This window comes from Nocardia sp. NPDC088792, from assembly GCF_044750615.1.
Taxonomy (GTDB): Bacteria; Actinomycetota; Actinomycetes; order Mycobacteriales; family Mycobacteriaceae; genus Nocardia.
The window spans coordinates 513162-528286 of the sequence record NZ_JBIVKC010000008.1 but is presented as its reverse complement, the minus strand read 5'-3'; the positions used below and the strand labels follow the sequence as shown (position 1 = coordinate 528286).

Sequence of the window (15125 nt, the reverse complement as noted above, 5' to 3'; positions counted from 1 at the left end):
GAGCAGGTGAACACAGTAAGCGGGCACCTACCGGGCAGGCGCCCAGCAAACGATGCGGCGGCATCGTTTGATTGTCCGACACGTCGAAAAGAGCGCAACGAGCGATGCCGAGCAAGACCAGTGCCAAGTCGGCCAAAGCGATCAAGGCCGCGGGCAAATCCTCGAACTCGTCCAGAAAAGGCGGCTCCGGCAGCAAGTTAGCCGGTAAGCGCCAGCTGCCCTGGATGATGATCGCCGCCGTGGCCTGCATCATCGCCCTGATCGGCGGTATCGCCTGGGTGCTGGTGCCGAAGATCCAGGACCGGCAGGAAGCCGACAAGTTCACGCCGAGTGCGCAGGACAAGGATCCCTCGGCGCACATCTCGGGTGTGGTGAAGAAGGATTACGCGGCCGGTATGCACGTGTCGGCGACGCAGCGGGTGGCCTATGACCAGTCGCCGCCGTTCGGTGGTCCGCACGATGCGTCGTGGGCGGTGTGCACCGGTGTCGTGTACCCGAAGGCGATCCGCACGGAGAATGCTGTGCATTCGCTGGAGCACGGTGCGGTCTGGATCGCCTACAACCCCGACAAGCTGGGCAAGAGCGGCATCGACACGCTCGCCGCGAAGGTGAAGGGCAAGCCGTACAGCCTGATGTCGCCGTACCCGGGCCTGGATTCGGCGATCTCGCTGCAGTCGTGGGGTCATCAGCTGAAGTTGAGCAGTCCCGATGACAAGCGCGTCAACGAGTTCTTCACCGCGCTGCGGCTGAACCAGAACACCTACCCCGAGGTGGGCGCGGACTGCGCCAACCCGACCTTCAATGTGGACAACCCGCCGCCGTTCGATCCGACCCCGCCGGGAGCGGACGCCATTCCGATGGACGGTAAGGGCATTCAGCAGGATCAGACCGAATTGAGCGGCGGCATGCCGGGTGGCGGTCTGCCCGGTGGTGGCCTGCCGGGTGGCCTGCCCGGCGGTATTCCGGGCCTGCCGAACGGTATTCCGTCCATTCCGGCGCCGACCGACGCGCCCGGCTCCCAGCAGCCGGAACAGCCGGCTCCGACGCAGTGACGCCGCCGTTCATGTCCGACGTGCCCGATCGCAGTTCCGAACCGGATCCCGCCGCCGAGCCGATCCAGCAGCGGGCCCGCAACCAGCGGTCGGTGCTGCTGGTCCTTGCGGTGGTGGGGGTGCTGCTCGTCGGTTTCGCCGGCGGCCTGCTGGTCGGCAATTCCACGCACCGGGCGTCGGATGCGCCGAATGCGGTGGATGTCGGCTTCTCCCAAGACATGTCGGTGCATCACACCCAGGCGGTGCAGATGTCGAGCCTCGAGCTGGCGGGGGCGGTGGATCCGGAGGTGAAGCGGCTCGCCTACGACATCCTGACCACGCAGGCGAATCAGGCGGGCCGCATGCAGGGCTGGCTGCAACAGTGGGGCAAACCGTTCCTCGGCGCCGACGGCTACATGGGCTGGATGACGGACACGTCCGGTCATGACGGCATGAACATGGGCGCGGGCATGAAGATGGGCCCGGTGCAGTCCATGCCGGGCATGGCCTCCAACCAGGAGATGGCCGCCCTGCAGCAGGCCACCGGCCCGGCGCTGGACACCATGTTCCTGCAGCTCATGTTGCGTCACCATCAGGGCGGTATGCCGATGATCGTGTACGCGGTCGAGCACGCCGATACCGACGAGATCCGTTCGCTGGCCGAGAGCATGCAGAAAACCCAGCAGAACGAGGCCGATCAGATGACCCAGATGCTGGCCGCCCGCAAGGTCTCTCCCCTCCCCCTCAGCTGATCCGCACTACCCCGAGACACCGTGCCCGGACCGGGCGCCGATGAAGAAACGCCCGGTCCGCTAATGTTTTTGGCGCATCGCACCCGATGCGATACGCTTTCCCAGCCCGACCGGGAGACCGGACGGGACCATCCCCGCCCTCGTAGCTCAGGGGATAGAGCGTCTGCCTCCGGAGCAGAAGGCCGCAGGTTCGAATCCTGCCGAGGGCACAGCGAACAGCCCCGATCGGATACTTCCGATCGGGGCTGTTCTCGTTCCCGGCCCTTCGGCCACCGCGGTACGGCGCTCCTCGTCAGGGGCGGCCGAAGAGGAGGCGGCCGGCGTAGGCGGTGTCGAAATACTCACGGCCCGAGGCGATTTTGCCGTCGGTGAGGCGGAAGACGATGGCGACGTCGTTGTCGTAGGGTTCGCCGTCGATGGTGGTGGCGTGGGTGGTCCATTCGGCGAGGGCGTGGTCGCCGTCGGCGAGGACGGTGTGGACCTCCTGGCTGATCGGCTGGGTGAGGTCGAAGCGGGCGACCATCTGGGTGAGGAAGCCGCCGAAGATCTCGTCGCGGCCCTTCCAGGTGCGCGAGACCGGCAGGTCGCCGCCCAGGGTCCAGGTGGCGTCCTCGGTGAAGAACTCGGCGCGGCGGTCGGCGGCCTGGCCGGTGCGCAGGGCTTCGATGTAGTCGAGGATGAGGGTGCGGGTCTGCTCGGTGGTCATGGCGTCGATCCTTGTCTGGTGCAGGGGTTTTCGTGGTTCGGAGGTCAGGCGATGGTGAGGGCCGCGTTGCCGCGGATGCGGCGGCCGACCAGATCCGTGAGGACCGTGGCGGTTTCGGCCCAGTCGGCGGTGCGGCCGAGTTCCGGGTGGATGACACCGGTTGCGGCCAGCCGGACCAGTTCGGCGAGGTCCTCGGCGTCGGTCCGGTCCGACACCCAGTGCGGGAAGTGGTGCAGGGTGAAGGGGGTCACGCCGAACAGCGCGAAGAAGTCCAATCGGATCGGCTCGCGGCCGGCCTGGCCGAACCAGATTACGGTGCCGCCGGGGACCAGCCGTGCGAGGGCGGCGGTGAACGTGTCGCCGCCGACCGATTCCATGATGAGGTCGAATTGCCCGGCGGTCTCGTCGATCTCGGTGATGATGCGGGCGCCGAAGTCGGCGAGGCGCTGCCCGCGTTCCCGGGTGGCGGTCACGGCGGTGACGGTCGCGCCGGTCGCGAGGGCGAGTTCGACCACGAGGTGGCCGACGCCGCCGGTCGCGCCGGTGATGAGCAGTCGCTTGCCGTTCAGGTCCCCGGCCCGGCGGATGAGGCGCAGGGCGGTGAGGCCCGCCAGCGGCAGGGTGGCGGCCGCGGTGGCCGGAAGGCCTTCGGGCAGTTCGGCGATGGCGTCGGTGGTGACGGCGACGCGTTCGGCCCAGCCGCCGCCGGCGGCGTGTGCGATGACGCGGGTGCCCGCCGCCGGGCCGCTGCCGTCGGCGGCGGCCTGCAGGATGCGGCCGGTGACGTCCTGTCCCGGGATGTGGCCGGGCTCCGGGTCGGTGCCGTAGACCCCGGTGAGCGCGAAGAAGTCTCCGCGGTTGACCGAGAACGCGTCGACCGCGATGACCGCCTGGCCGGCGGCGGGTGCGGGTTCGGCGACCTCCGCGAAGGTGATGACGCGGTCGTCGGCGGTGGCGGTCAGTGCCTTCATGGTGCTGCTCCTTGTTCGTTCCTGCTTGGTACAGACGTTATGGCGGCCGGTATCTCCTCGGAAGAAGGCAGTATTTGGTGGTATAGGTACCTGGTGGAAACCATCGAGGTAGAGGGCGTTCCGGAGTGGGATGTCTTCAGCATCAACTGCCCGTCCCGCCAGATTTTCGACCGCGTGGGCGAACGCTGGACGGGCCTGGTCCTGCTGGCCCTGGAGCCGGGCACCCAGCGCTTCTCGGAGTTGCGCCGCAAGATCCAGGGCATCACCCAGAAGATGCTCACCCAGACCCTGCGCGCGCTGGAGCGCGACGGCATCATCGAGCGCACGGTCTTCCCGACCGTCCCGGTCACGGTCGAGTACACGCTGACGCCGCTGGGCCGCAGCCTGGCTTCGGCGGTGGCCGAACTGCGCGCCTGGTCGTATGCGCACATCAGCGAAATCCATTCCGCACGATCGGAATACGATCAGCGCGAGCTTCCGGCGCACTGATCGGGCGGTAGGAGTGCCGGACAGACGGCCGGTGGCGCCCGGTATGGGCACGCCGACCGATCGCCGGTTCCTGTCGCCTTCCCGCAAGAAAGGGCAACGGACCGGTATGTTTTGGGGTATGTACCGACTCACCGGCCACCTCGCTGTCATCCTGGCGGCCGCCCTCGCGGGCGTGGCCGGACCGGCGAGCGCCGCACCGGTTTCCGGGGATGCGCCGGCCGGTGCGACCGGACCCGCCCCCGCGGCACCGGTTTCCGACGAGTCGGGCCTCGCGTTCTACACGCCCGAGGCGGACCGGGTCCCCGGCCCGCACGGCACGGTGATCCAGCTGCGGCCGATTACCGGCGATCCCGGGCTGCCGGGTGCGCGAAACTATCTGGTGCTCTACCGATCCGTCGATATGCAGGGCGAGACGGTGGCGGTCTCGGGCACCCTCGCCGTTCCGGAGGGCATACCGCCGCCGGGTGGCTGGCCGCTCATCTCGTGGGCGCACGGCACCACCGGCGTGGCGGATGTGTGCGCTCCGTCCCGCGATACCTCACCGGAATTCCCGGCGCACGATTACACGTCGCTGGTGCGTGCGACGCAGGCGCAGTGGATCGCGGCGGGATACGCGGTCGCGCAGACCGACTATCAGGGGCTGGGTACGCCCGGCCCGCACGGTTATCTCATCGGGACCGCGGAGCAGCGGGCCGTGGCCGATATGGCAAGGGCCGCACGGGAAGTCGAGCCGGAGATCGGCACGCGCTGGGTGGCCATGGGGCATTCGCAGGGCGGGCAGGCGGCCGTCTTCACCGATGCGCAGGCGCAGGCGTGGGCGCCGGACATGCAGTTGCTCGGGGCGGTCGCGATGGCGCCGGCCTCGCATATCGGGACCGGTGTGCAGGCGTCGCAGGCGGCCGCCACGGCCGGTGCGGCGACGGTGCTGGCTCCGGTCACCGGCGGCTCGACATCGTTCCTGCCCTTGCTCATTCGCGGTGCGCAGACGGTGTCGGACCTGGATCCGGCCCGATTCCTGGCCCCGCGTAGCGATTCCATGCTGCCGCTGGCGGATGCGACCTGTATCGGCCAGTTGCGGGGCAAGGATTCGTGGGGCGGCATCCCGGCGGCCGAGGTCTTCTCCCCCGGCGGCGACGACAGCGCGCTGACCCGCGTTCTGAACGAGAACGACCCCAGCGCACTGACTTTCGCCCAGCCGCTACTGGTGTTGCAGGGCGCGGCGGACACCACGGTTCCGGCGGTGGCCACCACCGCCATGGTGGCGCAGCAGAAACTGACCGGGCAGCCGGTGCAGTACCGCACCTATCCGGGCGCGGATCACCGCGGCCTGCTCGCGACCTCCTACCCGGATGCGCTCAACTGGGTGAACGCCCGCTTCGGCCGCTGAAGGTCGAGAAGCAGGTTCGAGGCGGGGCCGGATTCCGATTCGCTCTTGCGGCTACGTCCGATCCACGCCTGCGGCAGGGACTTTCGCGCGACGATCCGGCTGCGCACGGCCGGTGAGGTCCGCAGTCGATAGAGGATGAACATCCCGAGGCCGCAGCCCAGGGTGACCGCCAGCGCCACCCAGCCGGGCGCCGCGGATGCCGCGCCCTCCGGATCGCGGTACCACTGCGGCGAATACGCGATCCGACCGAAGCTGCTGCCGCGCAATGCGACCACCAGGCACGGCACGATCAGTACGGCGATGGCCACCACCGCGCTGCCCGCGTTGCGGGGTACGGCCGTGCCGAAGCAGTAGCCGACCAGCAGCGCGGTCACGGTGATGCCGAGCACGGGCACGAGGGCGGTGCCGTGCGCCGTGCCCGCCGTCAGGGCCGCGAACACCGACAGGCCGGCCGTCCCCCACAGTGCCGCCCAGGGCAGCGGCCGGCGGCGACCGGCGAAGAGTCCTGCCACGACCGCGATCATCGGCAGTGGCGCGGACCATTCGGGCCGTGGCACGGCGATGATCGCGCTCCCGGCGTTCGTGACCGCAACCGACAGCAGCACCAGCATGCCGTCCCGTCCCGGCAGCAGCAGCGCCGCCACCATCGCGGCGGCCACGGTGATCACGGCGGCAATGGTGACCTGTTTGGACGTCCCGGCATGTCGCACAACCCATTCGGTGGACAGCGCGGTGGCGGCGACCAGCAGCAGCGCGGCGACGATCGGCCCGATGGGCAGATCACTGTTCGGCTGATGGTGGGACGCGGGCCGTTGCAGCAGCAGTCCGGCCGCCAGCAGCGCGACCGCGAGGAAGTACATCCACAGTGGCGGTGAGGCGGTGGCGGCCCAGGAGATCAAGGGCTCGTGCCCACTGTCGCTCGGCAGCGAGGTCTGATCGCCGATCAGAATGGCCCCGAGCGCGCCGATGAGATAGGCGGAAGTGGCGGTGCGCCTGCCGAAGACGGCCACCGCGAGCGCGCCCAGCAGGATGCCGCTGAAGATGGAGTCGACGTAGTTGACGGTGGTGAGGTTCCCGTTGTCGACGGCCTGCCCGGTGAACAGCCGATCGAGCAGCAGTACGAGGGAACTGCCCGCGGCCACCACCCAGGCCGTGCGCCGGCCGAGCGCGATGGCCAGCGCGGCCGAGACCGCGGCGAAGACCGCCCCCGCCGCGGCGGCGCGGGGCATATTGAGTACCAGCAGGTCGAGTTGGAAGCTGGGCCCGGTGGTGGCGCCGACATCGAGGGGCGCCATCAGTAGCAGTCCGGCGATGACCGCGCCCAGGAAGGCGCCGATGGCCTCTATTGTCCCGGTGTACCGGCGAAGGTCCCGGGCCGGTTTCACGCTCATGGGTTGTGCCAACGCGAACTTCGCGCCCAAGTCGTCACCCTCCCTCGGTGACCCGACGCCTATCGCGATCGAGCAATACGAGCCAGCTATCTCTCGCCGAGGTTAACAGTCACACCCTGAGCAAGCCCTGAGAAGTGCCTTCGGTCACACCCCTGCTCCGGCCCGTGCCGTAACCGATCATCGCAGGTCAAGGGGTGTGTCAGGCGCAGCGGAAGTGGAACAGCGCGGTAGGGGTGAGGCCCGGGAGGGAGGTGACCTGTTGTGCCGCATCGCCGTCCAGTGAACAGCCGATCGGGGCGGAGACCTGCACCTTGTAGCAACCGATCGCGCCGTTGTACGTGGCGGATCCGTCGTCGCCGGTGGTCAGGGTGGCCACGCTGGCGCCGCCCGCGCAGGGTGCGACGTCGGCGGTGACGCCGGCCATGGGGAACTGTTCGGGCCCGAAGACGGCCTGCACCTTCACGACCGGATCGGCGGGCGGCTGCGCGGCGGCGAACGGCGCCGCGGCGACCGCGGCGGCCAGGACGGACGTGGCGAACAGCAAGCGGCGCACCGGGTCTCCTTCGATCGGGCTGAGGCGAATCGACCTCCGCGCCAATATAGGTGGTGTTCGCTCCCGGGCCGCGATTTCGAAATCCTCGTGCCGTAGTCTGCGGTCATTCCTCGTGGCCCCGAATCGATGAAGGATCTCGATGACCCTCGCACGGCGTACTCCCCTGACCATCGGACTCGGCGCACTCGCCGTGGTGCTAGTCGGAGGAGGTATCGCCGCCGCGGTGACCCTGAGCGGCAATGATTCCGCGCCCAGCGACAATCAGCGCATCGAGTCGGCGGTCCGCGATTTCTACGGCACGCTCTCCACGCAGGGCGCGTCGGTGGCGGTGAACCAGACCTGCGCCGGTGACCGCGCCCAGTACGCAGCCCTGCCGGACGCGCAGAAGAAGGCCATGGACGACGGCAAGGTCGTCATGAAGGTGGATTCGGTACAGAGCATCGCGATCAACGGCGATCGCGCCACGGCCACCACGGCGGGCGTCCTCAGCCTGCCGGGCGCCCAGGACGACAAGCGCAGCACCACCGAACATCTCCGTAAGGAAGACGGCACATGGAAGGTCTGTTCCTCCGACGCTCGGTAGCACGCCGATGAGCTGCTGCGGGCCGAACCGCCGGCAGTTGCTCGGCCTGGTCGCCGCGGCCGCGGCGATGCCGTTGCTCGGGTCGAATCCGGCTCGTGCGCAGGCGGGTTCGCCCATCGTCACGGATCTCGAAGTGGTCACCATTACCGAGCGGTCGGCGGTGCTGACCTGGACGACGCTCGGGCCGGATGCGAATCCGGTGGCGACCGACAGCGAGGTGTGGCTGGGTCCGGCCGACGGCCGCACCCAGCGCCAGGTCTGCGGTGACTCCGAGCCGACCGCCTATCACTACGCCGAGGTCGACGGCCTGGAACCCGGCCGCGGCTACCGTTTCGAAGCGCGTTCCGCGGGCGTGCCCGCTACGCCTTCGCCGGCCGCCCTGACACTGCTGGCGAATACGCCCGAATCACAGGGCATGTTCACCACGCTGACGCCGCCGCCCGGCCGCCTGCTGCGAACCCTGGCGTTGTCCAACGACATTCACTACGGCGAGGAAGTGAGCGGCATCATCTCCGGCGAGCTCCCGCCGGGTGTGCGCCAATTGCCGGGTCTCCCACCGTATCCCGAGGTCATGCTGACCGCGCTGCTCGACGATCTGCGCCGTCCCGATCGCGGCGTGGATCAGCTGATCGCCGCCGGCGACCTCACCGCCGAGGCCACCCCCGATCAGGTGCGGGGCGTGCACGATCATCTGCTGGCCTGGGGTGCGCAGGGCCGGGATTGGTTCGCCTGCCGCGGCAATCACGATCGCCCGCACCTGGGTGCGGATTACGCCTCGTGTTCGCCGTATCTGGATCATTTCGACTGCTGGGGCGATTCGTTCGGCACCAGACAGCAATTGGGCGAGTACGAGGTGGGTGAACTGCGCCTGCTGGGCCTGGATACCACCGAACTCGACAACTCCGGCGGCACCATGGATCGCCAGCAGCTCGACCGGCTGCGTACGGTGCTGCGGGCCGATCCGGACCGTCCCACACTGGTTTTCGGTCATCATCCCGTCACCACCCAGTCGGGGCGGTCGAATGTCGCGGGTCCGGGTTTCATTCTCGATGCCGCGAATTCCGCGGAGCTGCAATCCCTTTACGCCTCGACGCCGGGTGTGTTCCTGCATCACAGCGGGCACACCCACCGCAATCTCCGCACCCAGCCGGACGTGCCGATCCCGGTGGAATTCCTGGAAGTCGCCGCCTGCAAGGAGTATCCGGGCGGTTACGCCCGGGTCCGGCTGTACGAGGGCGGCTACATGCTCAACTTCTTCAAGACCCGCAGCCCCGAGGCGCGGCAGTGGAGTACCCGCACCCGATCCGAATACTGGGGCCGCTGGCCGGATTACACGCTGGGCAGCGCCGCCGACCGCAATCACACGGTGCTGCGCGACTTCTCGGGCCTGACCGCCGCCTGATCCTCCTCGAAAGCACAGAAACGACAGGGCCCCCGATGAATTCATCGGGGGCCCTGTTGTTCCCAGAGCGAGCGGCGGGATTCGAACCCACGTAAACGGCTTTGCAGACCGGTACCTAGCCACTCGGTCACGCCCGCATCATGATCAATAGTGCGGTATCCGGGGCACTCCGGCGAGGGTTGGGATCAGCGTGATTTCTATCAGCCGTGTTTCGGCGGTCCGACGACCTCGACGCTGGGCTTGCTGTCGCCGTGCCCGCCGGTGTCGCGGTCCATGGCGAGCGCGCCGACGATGGTTCCGCCCAGGGTGGCGGTGACGGCCACGGCGGCGACCAGCTTCTTGCGGGAAACCGGTCCGTCGTTCGATTCGCTGGGCGTGACAATCGGTCCGGTTCGGACACTTCGGACACGGCGGGCGGAGGGTCGTTCGGCGGCCAGCAGCACCGCGCCGCGGGTGGAGACGAATTCGGGCTCCGGGTCGTAGATCATGGGTAGCTCGAGCTGCTGTTCCAGTTCGTCCCGGATGCTCTTGTTGCGGGTGCAGCCGCCCAGCAGGGCCATTCCGTCGGGGTGGATACCCGTCTCCTCGACCATGTGCCGCACGAACGAGGCCGAGTGGTGGATACCGGCCTCGACCAGGTCCGCGAAGTCGCTGCGGGTGATGACGGCGCGCTGCCCGGAGATGGGGTCGCAGACGGTCAGCACGCGTTCGGAGGCCAGCGCCTCCTTGCTGCGGCGGGTGGTGTTGAGGTCCACGGTGACACCGCCGCGGGTGAGCAGCCAGCGCAGCAGCGCGTCGTGCCCGTCACCGCCGAGCACGGTGCTGCGCTTGCTCGCCAGCACGGCATCGGTGCGGCAGTCGATCTGGGTGAGGGTGAGACCGGACGCACCTAGGTCGTAGAGCAGGACGGAACCCTCGGTCGGCAGCCGGCCGGTGAATCGGAGATAGCGGAGTTGCGCCACCGGTTCGTCGATCACGGTGAGGCGATTGCGCCCGGCCGTGGTGCGGACGGCCTCGGCGTGTGAGGAACTGCGGGTGGTGACGGCGATGCCGGTAATGAATTCGTCCCGCTTGGCGGCCGATTTCCGCATGAGCCGAATGGCTTCGAAGACCGCTTCCTCCATGCTGCCGCTGCGGCGACGAAGCACCTTGCAGCGGTCGATGGGAGGGAGATGTGGCTGGTCGGAGTGGGTGAGCATGGCGCGCGCACCCCCCGCGCCCGCCGACACCCCGAGGACCAGCACCATGGCCTCAATGGTGAACCTTTTGCCGTCCGATTCCAAGACTATGACGCAGGAAATTGGCTGCGTGGATGCTGGACGGTTACCGTTCCGACCAGCGAGCAGGCCGGTTACCCGTATCGAAGTCGCCTGCGGACTGCCGGAATTCGGACAACAATTCCAGCAACAATTGCAAACGTTCCGGCGGCAGGCCGGTGTTCGCGAATACCTGCCGGTTCAGCTGACCGGTGGCCTTGGCAACCGATTCTCTTCCGGCATCCGTGATTTCGATGAGCGTCGCCCGCCGGTCACTCGGATGTGGCACCCGCTTCACCAACTTCGCAGCTTCGAGGCGGTCGACGGTGTTGGTGACGCTGGTCGGATGTACTTGCAATCGGGCGCTGGCGACGGCCATGGGCAACGCGCCCGTTTTGCTGAAACTCAGCAACATGAGTAGCTCGTAGCGGGAGAACGTCAGTCCGGACGGTTTGAGCGCCTCGTCGACCCGAGCCATGACGATCTGCTGGGCGCGCACGAGGGAGGTCACCGCCGCCATGCCGTCGGCGACCTCACCCCAGCCGTGCTCGGTCCACTGGCGATGCGCCTCCTCGATGGGATCGAGCGGCAGGGGGCGGGGCCGGGACATGACTCCGATCATCGCATGGGGAAAGGGTCCGGGGCCGCAGCCCCGAACCCTTTCGAAATCACTTGTTGCCGAAGTCGGCTGGGCGCTTCTCTACAAAAGCGGTCATGCCTTCTTTTTGATCTTCGGTGGCGAAGAGCGAATGGAAGACGCGGCGTTCGAAACGCAGGCCCTCGGTGAGGGTGGTTTCGAAAGACCGGTTGACGGCTTCCTTGGCGATCATGACCGACGGCAGCGACATCGAGGCGATGGTCGCGGCCACCTCGAGGGCGGTGGAGACCAGGTCGGCAGCCGGAACGATGCGGGACACCAGACCCGCGCGCTCGGCCTCCTCGGCGTCCATATTGCGGCCCGTCAGAACCAGATCCATGGCCTTGGCCTTGCCGACGGCCCGGGTCAGGCGCTGCGACCCGCCCATGCCGGGGATGACACCCAGCTTGATCTCGGGCTGCCCGAACTTGGCGGTATCGGCGGCGAGCAGGATGTCGCACATCATGGCGAGTTCGCAGCCGCCGCCGAGGGCATAGCCCGCGACCGCCGCGATGAGCGGCTTGCGGAAGGCGGCGAGACGGTCCCAGCCGGCGAAGTGGTCGGTCAGGAACATGTCCATGTACGACTTGGACTGCATTTCCTTGATATCCGCGCCGGCCGCGAAGGCCCGGTCGGAACCGGTGAGCACGACCGCGCCGATCTCGTCATCGTTCTCGAGCTCGTCGAGCGCCGCGGTGATATCGGTCAGCACCTGCGAGTTGAGCGCGTTGAGGGCCTTCGGCCGGTTCAGCGTGATGAGAGCGACGCGCCCCTTGCGCTCCAGCAGAATGGTCTCGAAGTCGGTCACGCCGATTCCCCTTCGGATTCAGATCGCTTGCGGATATCGGTGACGATAGCCGAGAAGTCCTTGCCCGCTTCGTCCTGGTTGAAGCGGCTGTAGATCTCCGCGGCGAGCAGGCCGATCCGGCCGTCGACACCGTTGGTGCGCAACGCATTCGCGGCCAGACCGAGGTCCTTGTTCATGAGCGCGGTGGCGAAGCCCGGCTGGTAGTCGTTGTTGGCCGGGCTGGCCGGCACCGGACCCGGGACGGGGCAGTACGAGGTGAGCGCCCACGACTGGCCCGATGCGGTGGAGACCACGTCGTAGAACTTGTCGTGGGTCAGCCCCAGCTTCTCACCGAGCACGAGGGCCTCGGACAGCCCGATCATGGAGATGCCGAGCAGCATGTTGTTGCAGATCTTGGCGGCCTGGCCGACGCCCGCGCCGCCGCAGTGCACGACCTTGCCGCCCATGATCTCGAGCAGCGGCAGGGCGTCGGCGAAGTCCGCCTCGGGCCCGCCGACCATGAAGGTCAGGGTGCCCGCCACCGCGCCCCCCACGCCGCCGGAGACGGGGGCGTCGACGGCCCGATGCCCCTGTGCGACAGCGAGTTCCGCGGCCGCGACGGCATCGGCGACATCGATGGTGGAGGAGTCGATGAACAGGGTGCCCGGCTTGGCCGACGGCAGCACCTCGCGGTAGACGTCGAGCACGATGCGGCCGCTGGGCAGCATGGTGAGGACGATGTCCGCTGCCGCAACGGCTTCCACGGCGGTGGCGACGACGGTCGCGCCGTCCCGGCGGGCCTGTTCCTGGGCGGCGGGCACGGGGTCGAAGGCGAGGACCTCGTAGCCGGCCTTGATCAGGTTGGCCGCCATGGGGCCACCCATGTGGCCGAGGCCGAGGAATCCGACCTTCTCGGTGATGTTCTCAGTGCTCACTGTGCGTCCTTAGGTGCGACCAGTCCCAATTCGCGGTCGCCGAGTTCCTGGAAGTAGGCGTCCACGTCCGCGCCGGTGACGTCGGCGAGGGTGGCGGGCGACCACCGGGGGTTGCGGTCCTTGTCGACGACCTGGGCGCGAATGCCCTCCACCAGGTCGTGGGTGCCGAGCGAGGCGACGGACACGCGGTATTCCTCGTTCAGTGCTGCCTCGAGGTGCGCGGCGGTGCGGGCATTGCGCAGCGAGCGCAGCGTGACCTTCAGTGCCGCGGGGGATTTGGACAGTACGTCGGCGGCGGCCTTGGCGGCCTCGGCGCGGCCGTCGTTCCGCAGCCGGTTCACGATCTCCTCGACGGTTCCGGCGCTGTAGCAGGAGTCGATCCAGTCGCGCTGCGCCACGAAGTCCGAAACCGGTGCGGGCTGCGCGAATTTGGCGATGGCGATATCGACCTCGTTGGCGTGCAGGGCTTCCAGCAGCGCCGGGATCTGGTCGGACGGCACGAAGTGGTCGGCGAATCCGGCCGCGATGGCGTCGCCGGCGTTCATGCGCGCGGTGGTGAGCGCGACATGGGTGCCGATCTCGCCGGGTGCGTGCGCGAGCAGGTAGGTGCCGCCCACGTCGGGGATGAAGCCGATTCCGGTCTCGGGCATGCCGACCATGGAGCGTTCGGTGACGATGCGGTGCGAGGCGTGACCGGACAGGCCGACGCCGCCGCCCATGACGATGCCGTCCATCACGGCCACATAGGGTTTCGGGTAGCGGCCAATGAGCGCGTTCAGGATGTACTCGTCGCGCCAGAACTTGCCGCTCGGCGAATCCGCCCGCGCCGCAGCCGAATCACCGTCCGCGACGGCCTTCTTCGCATCGCCGTGGATGGCGACGATGTCGCCACCGGCGCACAGGCCGCGCTCCCCCGCGCCGGTGAGTACGACGGCACGCACCTCATCGTCGCCGGCCCACTCGCGGAGGGCGTCGAGGATGGCGAGCGCCATCGGGTGATCGAGGGCGTTGATGGCCTTGGGCCGGTTGAGCGTGATCAGGCCGAGCCCATCACGCTTTTCGATGAGGACCTCGGGCTCGACCACGCCGGACTTCTCGCTCGTACTCATGCCGCTCCTACTACAGCGCGCGCCACTACGACCCGCATGATCTCGTTCGTCCCTTCGAGAATCTGATGTACCCGCAGGTCGCGGACGATCTTCTCGATTCCGTATTCGGCCAGGTAACCGTAGCCACCGTGCAGTTGCAGAGCCTTGTTGGCCACGTCGAATCCGGCGTCGGTGGTGAACCGTTTGGCCATGGCGCAGAGTTCCACCTTGTCGGGGGCGTCGGCGTCCAGGGCGCCGGCGGCGCGCCAGAGCAGGGTGCGGGCGGCCTCCAGGGAGGTGCGCATATCGGCGAGTTCGAACTGCAGGGCGGTGTTGTCCAGCAGCCGGGAGCCGAAGGCCTTGCGCTCGGCCAGGTAGGCGACGGTCCGGTCGAGCGCGGACTGCGCCCCGCCGAGCGAGCAGGCGGCGATGTTCAGCCGCCCGCCGTTGAGCCCGTTCATGGCGATGCGGAAGCCGTTGCCCTCGGCGCCGAGCAGATTGGCGGCGGGCACCCGGGCCTGTTCGAGGATGACCTGCCGGGTGGGCTGGGCGTTCCAGCCCATCTTGCGCTCGTTGGCACCGAAGGACAGTCCCGGCGTGTCGGCCGGGACGATGAAGGCCGAGATCCCGCGCGCCCCTTCGGTTCCGGTGCGCGCCATGATCACGTAGACATCGCTGCTGCCCGCGCCGGAGATGAATTGCTTGACCCCGGTGAGCAGGTAGTCGTCACCGTCGCGGACGGCCTTGGTGCTCAGGGCCGCCGCATCGGAGCCGACGCCCGGTTCGGTGAGCGCGTAGCTGGCCAGCAGGTCCATCGAGGTGAGCCCGGGCAGCCACTGATTGCGTTGTGCCGCATCGCCGTACGTGTCGATCATCCACGTGGCCATATTGTGGATGGAGATGTAGGCGGCGATGGCGGGGCAGCCGGTGGAGAGCTGTTCGAAGATGCGCACGGCATCCAGTCGCCGCAGGGCCGAGCCGCCCACGTCCTCCTGTACGTAGATGCCGCCGAGGCCGAGCGAGCCGGCCTTGCGCAGCACATCGACCGGGAAGTGCTTGCGCTCATCCCATTCCAGGGCGTTCGGCGCGAGCAGCTCGTCGGCGAAGGAGCGGGCGGTCTCGACGATCGCCTTTTCGTCCTCGTCCAGTACGAACAT

The 15125-nt window shown here is 68.3% G+C and carries 16 protein-coding genes and 2 tRNA genes; 7 read left to right on the top strand and 11 right to left on the bottom strand.

Going from position 1 to position 15125, the window contains the following annotated elements:
- The first annotated feature begins 104 nt into the window (after positions 1–104).
- The 3 genes from ACIP5Y_RS44770 to ACIP5Y_RS44760 all read left to right on the top strand — a co-directional run bounded on the left by ACIP5Y_RS44770 (position 105) and on the right by ACIP5Y_RS44760 (position 1992).
- Positions 105–1052 (top strand): DUF3105 domain-containing protein, encoded by a 948-nt coding sequence (locus ACIP5Y_RS44770; protein ID WP_400359743.1) that lies wholly within the window; start codon positions 105–107, stop codon positions 1050–1052.
- 11 nt (positions 1053–1063) lie between these two features.
- Entirely contained in the window at positions 1064–1783 is a 720-nt protein-coding gene (locus tag ACIP5Y_RS44765) for a DUF305 domain-containing protein (RefSeq protein WP_400359741.1), read from the top strand.
- 136 nt (positions 1784–1919) lie between these two features.
- A tRNA-Arg gene (locus ACIP5Y_RS44760) sits at positions 1920–1992 on the top strand.
- A gap of 83 nt (positions 1993–2075) precedes the next feature.
- Here ACIP5Y_RS44760 and ACIP5Y_RS44755 read toward each other — a convergent pair.
- Entirely contained in the window at positions 2076–2489 is a 414-nt protein-coding gene (locus ACIP5Y_RS44755) for a nuclear transport factor 2 family protein (RefSeq protein WP_400359739.1), read from the bottom strand.
- A gap of 44 nt (positions 2490–2533) precedes the next feature.
- Positions 2534–3460, bottom strand: a complete 927-nt coding sequence (locus ACIP5Y_RS44750) for a zinc-binding dehydrogenase (RefSeq protein WP_400359737.1) — start codon at positions 3458–3460, stop codon at positions 2534–2536.
- A 93-nt stretch (positions 3461–3553) separates the two neighbouring features.
- Between ACIP5Y_RS44750 and ACIP5Y_RS44745 the strand changes: the two genes are divergently transcribed.
- Together ACIP5Y_RS44745 and ACIP5Y_RS44740 are read left to right on the top strand one after the other, a co-directional pair.
- Positions 3554–3949, top strand: coding sequence for a winged helix-turn-helix transcriptional regulator (locus ACIP5Y_RS44745; RefSeq protein ID WP_400359735.1), 396 nt, complete (start codon positions 3554–3556; stop codon positions 3947–3949).
- A gap of 118 nt (positions 3950–4067) precedes the next feature.
- A complete protein-coding gene (locus ACIP5Y_RS44740) occupies positions 4068–5336 on the top strand; it encodes an alpha/beta hydrolase family protein (RefSeq protein WP_400359734.1) in 1269 nt (422 codons plus the stop codon).
- Here the strand turns inward: ACIP5Y_RS44740 and ACIP5Y_RS44735 are convergent.
- Positions 5291–6727, bottom strand: a complete 1437-nt coding sequence (locus ACIP5Y_RS44735) for a hypothetical protein (protein WP_400359732.1) — start codon at positions 6725–6727, stop codon at positions 5291–5293. The two genes, ACIP5Y_RS44740 and ACIP5Y_RS44735, sit on opposite strands and share 46 nt — an antisense overlap.
- A gap of 199 nt (positions 6728–6926) precedes the next feature.
- Complete coding sequence (locus ACIP5Y_RS44730; RefSeq protein ID WP_400359730.1) at positions 6927–7280, bottom strand: hypothetical protein; 354 nt, start codon at positions 7278–7280, stop codon at positions 6927–6929.
- A 139-nt stretch (positions 7281–7419) separates the two neighbouring features.
- On the opposite strand from ACIP5Y_RS44730, the gene ACIP5Y_RS44725 reads away from it, so the two are divergent.
- Both ACIP5Y_RS44725 and ACIP5Y_RS44720 read left to right on the top strand, forming a co-directional pair.
- On the top strand, positions 7420–7863 hold the full coding sequence (locus tag ACIP5Y_RS44725; protein ID WP_400359728.1) for a hypothetical protein: 444 nt from the start codon (positions 7420–7422) through the stop codon (positions 7861–7863).
- 7 nt (positions 7864–7870) lie between these two features.
- On the top strand, positions 7871–9265 hold the full coding sequence (locus tag ACIP5Y_RS44720) for a metallophosphoesterase (protein ID WP_400359727.1): 1395 nt from the start codon (positions 7871–7873) through the stop codon (positions 9263–9265).
- Positions 9266–9331: 66 nt separating this feature from the next.
- Here ACIP5Y_RS44720 and ACIP5Y_RS44715 read toward each other — a convergent pair.
- From ACIP5Y_RS44715 to ACIP5Y_RS44685, 7 genes are all read right to left on the bottom strand, one after another.
- Positions 9332–9402 (bottom strand) — tRNA-Cys (locus ACIP5Y_RS44715).
- Between the two features lie 63 nt (positions 9403–9465).
- Positions 9466–10512 (bottom strand): hypothetical protein, encoded by a 1047-nt coding sequence (locus ACIP5Y_RS44710; RefSeq protein ID WP_400359726.1) that lies wholly within the window; start codon positions 10510–10512, stop codon positions 9466–9468.
- Between the two features lie 76 nt (positions 10513–10588).
- On the bottom strand, positions 10589–11131 hold the full coding sequence (locus ACIP5Y_RS44705) for a MarR family winged helix-turn-helix transcriptional regulator (protein WP_400359724.1): 543 nt from the start codon (positions 11129–11131) through the stop codon (positions 10589–10591).
- A 58-nt stretch (positions 11132–11189) separates the two neighbouring features.
- A complete protein-coding gene (locus ACIP5Y_RS44700; protein ID WP_400359723.1) occupies positions 11190–11966 on the bottom strand; it encodes an enoyl-CoA hydratase in 777 nt (258 codons plus the stop codon).
- Positions 11963–12865, bottom strand: a complete 903-nt coding sequence (mmsB, locus tag ACIP5Y_RS44695; protein WP_400359807.1) for a 3-hydroxyisobutyrate dehydrogenase — start codon at positions 12863–12865, stop codon at positions 11963–11965. The genes ACIP5Y_RS44700 and mmsB overlap by 4 nt, the downstream gene beginning before the upstream one ends.
- Before the next feature lie 11 nt (positions 12866–12876).
- Positions 12877–13989, bottom strand: coding sequence for an enoyl-CoA hydratase/isomerase family protein (locus ACIP5Y_RS44690; protein WP_400359722.1), 1113 nt, complete (start codon positions 13987–13989; stop codon positions 12877–12879).
- Positions 13986–15125 (bottom strand): acyl-CoA dehydrogenase family protein, encoded by a 1140-nt coding sequence (locus tag ACIP5Y_RS44685; protein WP_400359721.1) that lies wholly within the window; start codon positions 15123–15125, stop codon positions 13986–13988. The genes ACIP5Y_RS44690 and ACIP5Y_RS44685 overlap by 4 nt, the downstream gene beginning before the upstream one ends.

Excerpts from the sequence above, each read along its gene's own strand:
- ACIP5Y_RS44705 (WP_400359724.1), bottom strand. The coding sequence starts at position 11,131 with ATGTCCCGGCCCCGCCCCCTGCCGCTCGATCCCATCGAGGAGGCGCAT.
- ACIP5Y_RS44735 (WP_400359732.1), bottom strand. The coding sequence starts at position 6,727 with ATGAGCGTGAAACCGGCCCGGGACCTTCGCCGGTACACCGGGACAATA.
- ACIP5Y_RS44685 (WP_400359721.1), bottom strand. The coding sequence starts at position 15,125 with ATGTTCGTACTGGACGAGGACGAAAAGGCGATCGTCGAGACCGCCCGC.
- ACIP5Y_RS44770 (WP_400359743.1), top strand. The coding sequence starts at position 105 with ATGCCGAGCAAGACCAGTGCCAAGTCGGCCAAAGCGATCAAGGCCGCG.
- ACIP5Y_RS44725 (WP_400359728.1), top strand. The coding sequence starts at position 7,420 with ATGACCCTCGCACGGCGTACTCCCCTGACCATCGGACTCGGCGCACTC.
- ACIP5Y_RS44720 (WP_400359727.1), top strand. The coding sequence starts at position 7,871 with ATGAGCTGCTGCGGGCCGAACCGCCGGCAGTTGCTCGGCCTGGTCGCC.
- ACIP5Y_RS44755 (WP_400359739.1), bottom strand. The coding sequence starts at position 2,489 with ATGACCACCGAGCAGACCCGCACCCTCATCCTCGACTACATCGAAGCC.
- ACIP5Y_RS44765 (WP_400359741.1), top strand. The coding sequence starts at position 1,064 with ATGTCCGACGTGCCCGATCGCAGTTCCGAACCGGATCCCGCCGCCGAG.
- ACIP5Y_RS44740 (WP_400359734.1), top strand. The coding sequence starts at position 4,068 with ATGTACCGACTCACCGGCCACCTCGCTGTCATCCTGGCGGCCGCCCTC.
- ACIP5Y_RS44710 (WP_400359726.1), bottom strand. The coding sequence starts at position 10,512 with ATGGTGCTGGTCCTCGGGGTGTCGGCGGGCGCGGGGGGTGCGCGCGCC.
- ACIP5Y_RS44750 (WP_400359737.1), bottom strand. The coding sequence starts at position 3,460 with ATGAAGGCACTGACCGCCACCGCCGACGACCGCGTCATCACCTTCGCG.
- ACIP5Y_RS44690 (WP_400359722.1), bottom strand. The coding sequence starts at position 13,989 with ATGAGTACGAGCGAGAAGTCCGGCGTGGTCGAGCCCGAGGTCCTCATC.